This window comes from Haloferax sp. Atlit-12N, from assembly GCF_003383095.1.
GTDB lineage: Archaea > Halobacteriota > Halobacteria > Halobacteriales > Haloferacaceae > Haloferax.
Genome location: NZ_PSYW01000098.1, coordinates 1 through 439 on the forward strand (window position 1 = coordinate 1; position 439 = coordinate 439).

Annotated in this window: 1 protein-coding gene; it reads left to right on the plus strand. The window is 64.2% G+C overall.

Going from position 1 to position 439, the window contains the following annotated elements:
• Positions 1 to 439 (plus strand): hypothetical protein (locus tag C5B90_RS20190; protein WP_148708288.1); only part of this gene is annotated, 439 nt, incomplete at both ends.

A 439-nucleotide genomic window follows, 5' to 3' on the forward strand; every position in this document is an offset into this window, starting at 1 on the left:
CGGGGCGGGCATCATGCTCCAGATTCCACACGAGTTTTTCACTGCCGAAGTCGACGCCGACCTGCCGCCCGCTGGCGAGTACGCCGTTGGCACGCTCTTTCTCCCGCAGGACGACGAAGTCGCCGACAGTCTGAAAGACCTCGTTGAGACGGAACTCGCCGCTGAGGGTCTCGATGTCATTGACTGGCGCGACGTTCCCACGGACAACAGCGACCTCGGCGCGACGGCGCTTGAATCCGAGCCGGACATCGTCCAGTTCTTCGTCACCTCCGCGACGGGCAAGACCGGCGACGCCTTCGAGAACCAGCTGTACGTCGGCCGCCGGGCGCTCGAAATCACTGTCGAGGAAGAGAAACCGGCGGGCCACGAGCGGTTCTACGTCGTCTCCCTCGCCACCGACGTCGTCGTCTACAAGGGCCTGCTCAAGGCCGAACAGCTC